General features: G+C 68.4%; 5 protein-coding genes. All 5 read left to right on the top strand.

Translation table 11 applies throughout. The annotated features are described in order from the left end of the window. Positions 1-155 (top strand): NAD(P)(+) transhydrogenase (Re/Si-specific) subunit beta (locus BWR60_RS35210; protein ID WP_144445871.1); only part of this gene is annotated, 155 nt, incomplete at its 5' end. 351 nt (positions 156-506) lie between these two features. Continuing rightward, positions 507-1,196, top strand: coding sequence for a GntR family transcriptional regulator (locus BWR60_RS35215; RefSeq protein WP_088157887.1), 690 nt, complete (start codon positions 507-509; stop codon positions 1,194-1,196). Between the two features lie 57 nt (positions 1,197-1,253). After that, positions 1,254-2,957: a thiamine pyrophosphate-binding protein gene (locus tag BWR60_RS35220; RefSeq protein WP_088157889.1), complete on the top strand. Its 1,704-nt coding sequence runs from the start codon at positions 1,254-1,256 to the stop codon at positions 2,955-2,957. Between the two features lie 75 nt (positions 2,958-3,032). After that, positions 3,033-4,262, top strand: coding sequence for a formyl-CoA transferase (gene frc, locus BWR60_RS35225; protein ID WP_088157891.1), 1,230 nt, complete (start codon positions 3,033-3,035; stop codon positions 4,260-4,262). A gap of 257 nt (positions 4,263-4,519) precedes the next feature. Then, entirely contained in the window at positions 4,520-6,670 is a 2,151-nt protein-coding gene (locus tag BWR60_RS35230; protein ID WP_088157893.1) for an acetate--CoA ligase family protein, read from the top strand. Positions 6,671-6,697 lie beyond the last annotated feature (27 nt).

The following is a 6,697-nucleotide window of genomic DNA, read 5'->3' on the forward strand; positions in this document are numbered from 1 at the left end:
TGGAGAACGCCAAGACGGTCTTGTTCGTGAAGCGGTCGATGGCGTCGGGCTATGCCGGGGTCGAGAACGAGCTGTTCTTCCGCGACAACACCCTCATGCTCTTCGGCGACGCCAAGAAGATGTGCGAGGACATAGCCAAGAGCCTGGCTGCGTGACGTAAGGACTATTCCTCCTGTTTGTCATTGCCGGGCTTGATCCGGCAATCCAGGGCCACCGAGAGCCGCTCTGGCCGCCCCTGGATCCTCGGGTCAAGCCCGAGGATGACAATAGAGGAGGGAAGACGCGGTCTCCCGCCGCACAAGTTTCCTCCCGACTGGGGCCGTGTCATCCCGTGGCACGGCCATCTTTTTGCGCCGCAACATAAAGAGCTCGTATATCCCAATAAAAAAAGACGATCGCTTCCGCTTTCCCGGCTTGCCGGACCGATTCTTCTGGTATACAAAATTCTGAATTCAGTCGACCAAAGAGCCTTCGCGGCCGGTCGTACGCTCTGGGACGGAACGCCGATGCTGGTGGATGGGGTGACGCTCGATGTCGCGCCGCTGGCCGCCAAGGCCAGCTACAAGGCCAAGGCCTACCAGGCCCTGCGCGACGCGATCGTGCGCATGAACATCTACGGCCACAGCCGCCCGATCCGGATCGACGAGCGGCAGCTGTGCGAGGCCCTGGGCATCAGCCGGACCCCGGTGCGCGAGGCGATCGCGTTGCTGGAGCAGGAAGGCCTGGTCCGGTCGATGCCGCGGCGCGGCGTCTTCGTGGTGCGCAAGACCCGGGACGAGATCCGCGAGCTGATCGTGGTCTGGGCCGCGCTGGAGGGCATGGCCGCCCGGCTGGCGGCGGCGCAGGCGGGCCCGGGCGAGATCGAGGGCCTGCGCGCCATGATCGCCGGCCAGGCGGCGGAGGCGGACTGTCCGGACCGGTTCGCCGCCGCCAACATCGATTTCCATCAGGCGCTGATCCGCCTCGGCGGCTGCGCCCTGATCACCGAGATGACCGAGTCCCTGTTCCTGCACATCCGTGCCATCCGCTGGTCCCTGATCGGCCGGCCGGAGCGGGCCGAACGATCGGTGGCGGACCACGCCGCCATCGTCGAGGCCCTGGCGCGGCGCGACGGGGATCTCGCCGAGACGCTGGTCCGCAACCATGCCCTCGACCTGTCGCGGTCGGTCGAGCGGCACGGGACCGGCTTTGAATGACCGCCCGGCGCCGCGCGATGCCGCGCATCCCGAGCAAGAGGTGAGGAGGAAGCGATCATGCCCGATACTGCAGTGAAGGAAGCGGCCGCGACGGAGGAGGTCATCTCCGGCGGGCACCTCGTGGCCAAGGCGCTCAAGGCCGAGGGCATCGACACCATCTTCACCCTCTGCGGCGGCCACATCATCGACATCTATGATGGCTGCCTGGACGAGGGCATCCGCATCATCGACGTCCGGCACGAGCAGGTCGCGGCCCATGCCGCCGACGGCTATGCCCGTGTCACCGGCAAGCCCGGCTGCGCCGTGGTCACCGCCGGCCCGGGCACGACCGACGCCATCACCGGCGTCGCCAACGCCTTCCGCGCCGAGAGCCCGTTCCTGCTGATCGGCGGCCAGGGCGCGCTGGACCAGCACAAGATGGGGTCGCTGCAGGACCTGCCGCATGTCGACATGATGAAGTCGATCACCAAATTCGCGGCCAATGTGGTGACCACCGAGCGCGTCGCCGACATGTGCTCGATGGCGTTCCGCGAGGCCTTCGCCGGCGCCCCCGGCCCGGTCTATCTCGAGATCGGCCGCGACATCCTGGACGGCCATGTGCCGCTGAAGAAGGCCCGGCTGCCCGAGGCCGGCCACTACCGCTGGTCGACCAAGAGCATCGGCGACCCGCGCGACGTCGAGAAGCTGGCCGACATCCTGGTCCACGCCAAGAAGCCCTGCGTGCTGCTGGGCCAGCAGGTCTGGACCTGCCGCGCGGCCGACGACGCGATCGCCTTCGTCCGGGCGCTGAACATCCCGGCCTTCATGAACGGCGCCGGCCGCGGCACGCTGCCGCCGGGCGACCCGCACCACTTCCAGCAGACCCGGCGCTACGCCTTCGACAACGCCGATGTGATCCTGATCGTCGGCACGCCCTTCGATTTCCGCATGGGCTACGGCAAGCGCCTGGGCCGCAACGCCACGGTGGTGCAGATCGACCTCGACTACCGCACCGTCGGCAAGAACCGCGACGTCTCGCTCGGCCTGGTCGGCGATTGCGGCGCCATCTTCGCCGCCGTCACCCAGGCCGTCTCCGGCCGGGTCGACAACGGCGCCAAGGGCCGCGAGCCCTGGCTCGAGGAACTGCGGGCCGAGGAGGCGAAGATGGAGGCGGCGCGGCTGCCCAAGCTGCGCTCCGACGCCTCGCCGATCCACCCGCTGCGCCTGGCCTATGAGCTGAACGAGTTCCTGACCGACAACACCGTCTATATCGGCGACGGCGGCGACGTCGTCACCTTCTCCGGCGGCGTGGTCAAGCCGCGGGCCCCGGGCCACTGGATGGATCCCGGCCCGCTCGGCACCCTCGGCGTCGGCGTGCCCTTCGCCATGGCGTCGAAGATCGCCCAGCCGGAGAAGGAGGTGCTCTGCCTGTTCGGCGACGGCACCTTCAGCCTGACCGGCTGGGACTTCGAGACCATGGTGCGCTTCGACCTGCCCTTCATCGGCGTGGTCGGCAACAACTCGCACATGAACCAGATCCGCTACGGCCAGATCCAGAAATACGGGCCGGAGAAGGGCAATGTCGGCAACAAGCTGGGCGACGTGCACTACTCGAAATTCGCCCAGATGCTCGGCGGCTATGGCGAGGAGGTCTACGAGGCCAGCCAGATCCGCCCGGCGCTGGAGCGGGCGCGGGAATCCGGCAAGCCGTCGCTGATCAATGTGTGGATCGACCCGGACGCCTACGCCCCGGGGACCATGAACCAGACCATGTACAAGTAAGCGGCCGCGGGCGCGGGCCGGACCAACCGGCCGCCCGCGCCCCGTCCTGAACCGGCACAGATAGGGAGAGAGACCATGGGCAAGGCCCTGGATGGGGTGCGCGTTCTCGACATGACCCATGTCCAGTCGGGACCCTCGGCGACGCAGATCCTGGCGTGGTTCGGGGCCGATGTGATCAAGGTGGAGATGCCCGGCCGCGGCGACATCACCCGGTCGCAGCTGCGCGACAAGTCGAATGTCGACAGCCTCTACTTCACGATGCTGAACAGCAACAAGCGCAGCATCACCATCAACATGAAGTCGCCGCAGGGGCAGGAAGCCTTCATCAAGCTGCTCGAGCAGTCCGACGTGCTGATCGAGAATTTCGGCCCCGGCGTGCTCGACCGCCAGGGCTTCCCCTGGGAGAAGATCCAGAAGATCAACCCGCGGGTGATCTACGCCTCGGTCAAGGGCTTCGGCCCCGGCCCCTATGTCGACTGCAAGGCCTATGAGACCGTGGCCCAGGCCATGGGCGGGTCGATGAGCACCACCGGCTGGCATGACGGCCCGCCGACCTCGACCGGCGCCCAGATCGGCGACAGCGGCACCGGCATGCATCTCGTCGCCGGCGTGCTGGCGGCGCTGCTGCAGCGGACCCAGACCGGCAAGGGCCAGCGGGTCGAGGTGGCGATGCAGGACTGCGTGCTGAACCTCGTCCGGGTCAAGATGCGCGACCAGCAGCGCCTGGTGCACGGCCCGCTGCGCGAATACCCGAACACCGAGTTCGGCGACGCCGTGCCGCGCTCCGGCAACGCCTCGGGCGGCGGCCAGCCGGGCCAGGCGCTGCGCTGCGCCCCGGGCGGCGAGAACGACTACGCCTATGTCATCATCCAGCCGCAGGGCTGGGCGCCGCTGATGCGGCTGGTCGGCCGCGAGGAGCTGATCGAGGACCCGGCCTATGCCACGCCGGAGGCGCGGCTGAGCCACCTGCCGGACTGCTTCGGCATCATCCAGGCCTGGACCAGCCAGCGCAGCAAGATCGAGGTGATGCAGGCGCTGAACGAGATCGACGTGCCCTGCGGCCCGATCCTGAGCATGAAGGACCTGATCGAGGACCGCTCGATGTACGACCGCGGCATGCTGGTCGATGTGCCGCATCCGGAGCGCGGCAACTACGTCCAGGTCGCCCTGCCGATCCGGCTCTCCGACAACGACGTGCCGATCGAGCGCTCGCCGCTCTTGGGCGAGCACACCGAGGAGATCCTGGCCGGGGTCGGCTACGACGCCGACGCCATCGCCGCGATGCGCACCGCAGGCGCGATCTGAGGAAAGCGCGGACCCCGTTTTGTGCCTCTCCCGCCTGGCGGGAGAGGTCGGGCGTCCGCAGGACGACCGGGTGAGGGCTGGCACCGGCCTCGACGAAATCCCCTCACCCGGAGCCGCTTCGCGTCTCCGACCTCTCCCGCAAGCGGGAGAGGCAATGAATGATCCGACGGCCCTGCCGTCGCCCTGAACTCACTGCGACCGGGCAGCCTCAGGTGGGTCCGGTCCTCCCCCACATCCTTTGCTGAGCGAGGACCGCCATGAATGGCCATGTCGACGTCCTGGACGATGCCCGGACGACCGCCCGCCGCATCCTTGACGCCGTGAAGCGGGACGGGCGCACCAGCCTGACCGCCCCCGAGGCCCGCGAGCTGTGCGAGGCCTGGCAGATCCCGATCCCGAAGGAGGCGCTGGCCACCACCGCCGACGAGGCGGCCGAGCAGGCCGCGGCGATCGGCTTCCCGGTGGTGCTGAAGATCGTGTCGCCGCAGATCCTGCACAAGACCGAGGCCGGCGGCGTGCTGGTCGGCGTCAAGTCGGCCGACGACGTCCGCGCCGGCTTCAAGCGCATCGTCGAGAGCGCCGGCCGCTACGACCCGAAGGCCGAGATCCTCGGCGTCCAGGTCCAGCAGATGCTGGTCGGCGGGCAGGAGGTGATCATCGGCGCCGTCACCGACCCCAGCTTCGGCAAGCTGGTGGCCTTCGGCCTGGGCGGCGTGCTGGTCGAGGTGCTGAAGGACATCACCTTCCGCCTGGCCCCGGTCGATCATGACGAGGCGCTGTCGATGCTGGACGGCATCCAGGCCGCCGCGGTGCTGCACGGCGTGCGCGGCGCGCCGCCGGTCGACCGCACGGCGCTGGCCCAGCTGATCGTCCAGGTCTCGCGCCTGGTCGACGCGGTGCCGGAGATCGTCGAGCTCGACCTCAACCCGGTCTTCGCCCGCACCGACGGCGCCATCGCCGCCGATGTCCGCGTGGTCGTCGATTTCGAGGAGAAGGAAGCGCGGCCGCGGCCGGCGAAGGACGCCATCCTGGCCAAGATGAACCGGATCATGCGGCCCGACGCGGTCGCCGTGATCGGCGCCTCGGCCGAGGACGGCAAGATCGGCAACTCGGTGATGAAGAACCTGATCAATGGCGGCTACAAGGGCAAGATCTACCCGATCCACCCGAAGGCCACCGAGATCCTGGGGCTCAAGGCCTATCCCAGCGTCAAGGACGTGCCGGGCGACATCGATGTCGCGGTGTTCGCCATCCCGGCCAAGTTCGTGGCCCAGGCGCTGACCGAGGTCGGCGAGAAGAAGATCCCGGGCGCCGTCCTGATTCCCTCCGGCTTCGCCGAGACCGGCAACCATGAGGGCCAGGACGAGATCATCGCCATCGGCCGGAAATACGACATCCGCCTGATGGGCCCGAACATCTATGGCTTCTACTACACGCCGAAGAACCTGTGCGCGACCTTCTGCACGCCCTTTGACGTGCAGGGCCGGGCGGCCCTGTCGTCCCAGTCCGGCGGCATCGGCATGGCGATCATCGGCTTCAGCCGGTCGACCAAGATGGGCGTCTCGGCGATCGTCGGCCTGGGCAACAAGTCCGACATCGACGAGGACGACCTGCTGACCTTCTTCGAGCAAGACGACGCGACCGACGTGATCGCCATGCATCTCGAAGACCTGAAGGACGGCCGGGCCTTCGCCGAGGTGGCGAAGGAGGTGTCGAAGAAGAAGCCGGTGGTGGTGCTGAAGGCCGGGCGCACCTCGCTCGGCGCGCGGGCGGCCAGCTCGCACACCGGCGCCCTGGCCGGCAACGACAAGGTCTATGACGACGTGCTGCGCCAGTCCGGCGTGATCCGGGCCAAGAGCCTGCAGGACCTGCTGCAATTCGCCCGCGGCATCCCGGTCCTGCCGGCGCCGAAGGGCGAGAACGTGGTCATCATCACCGGCGCCGGCGGCTCGGGCGTGCTCTTGTCCGATGCCTGCGTCGACAACGGCCTGTCGCTGATGACGATGCCGGCGGATCTCGACGCCGCCTTCCGCAAGTTCATCCCGCCCTTTGGCGCGGCCGGCAACCCGGTCGACATCACCGGCGGCGAGCCGCCGACCACCTACCGCAACACGGTGAAGCTGGGGCTGGAGGACGACCGCATCCATGCGCTGATCCTCGGCTACTGGCACACCATCATCACGCCGCCGATGGTGTTCGCGAAGGTGATCACCGAGGTGGTGGACGAGATGCGGGCCAAGGGCATCAACAAGCCGATCGTGGCCTCGCTGGCCGGCGACGTGCAGGTCGAGGAGGCGGCGCAGTACCTCTACGACCACGGCATCGTCGCCTACCCGTACTCGACCGAGACGCCGGTCGCGGTGCTGGGCGCCAAGTACCGCTGGGCCCGCGCCGCCGGGCTGCTGTGAACCAGGCATAGGAGCAGGGCGGGGGCG

Origin of the sequence: Inquilinus limosus (genome assembly GCF_002195995.1) — a bacterium.
Taxonomy (GTDB): domain Bacteria; phylum Pseudomonadota; class Alphaproteobacteria; order DSM-16000; family Inquilinaceae; genus Inquilinus; species Inquilinus limosus_C.

Bases quoted from the DNA above. Each gene is read 5' to 3' on its own strand.
- BWR60_RS35230 (WP_088157893.1), top strand. From the start codon at position 4,520: ATGAATGGCCATGTCGACGTCCTGGACGATGCCCGGACGACCGCCCGC.
- frc (WP_088157891.1), top strand. From the start codon at position 3,033: ATGGGCAAGGCCCTGGATGGGGTGCGCGTTCTCGACATGACCCATGTC.
- BWR60_RS35220 (WP_088157889.1), top strand. From the start codon at position 1,254: ATGCCCGATACTGCAGTGAAGGAAGCGGCCGCGACGGAGGAGGTCATC.
- BWR60_RS35215 (WP_088157887.1), top strand. From the start codon at position 507: ATGCTGGTGGATGGGGTGACGCTCGATGTCGCGCCGCTGGCCGCCAAG.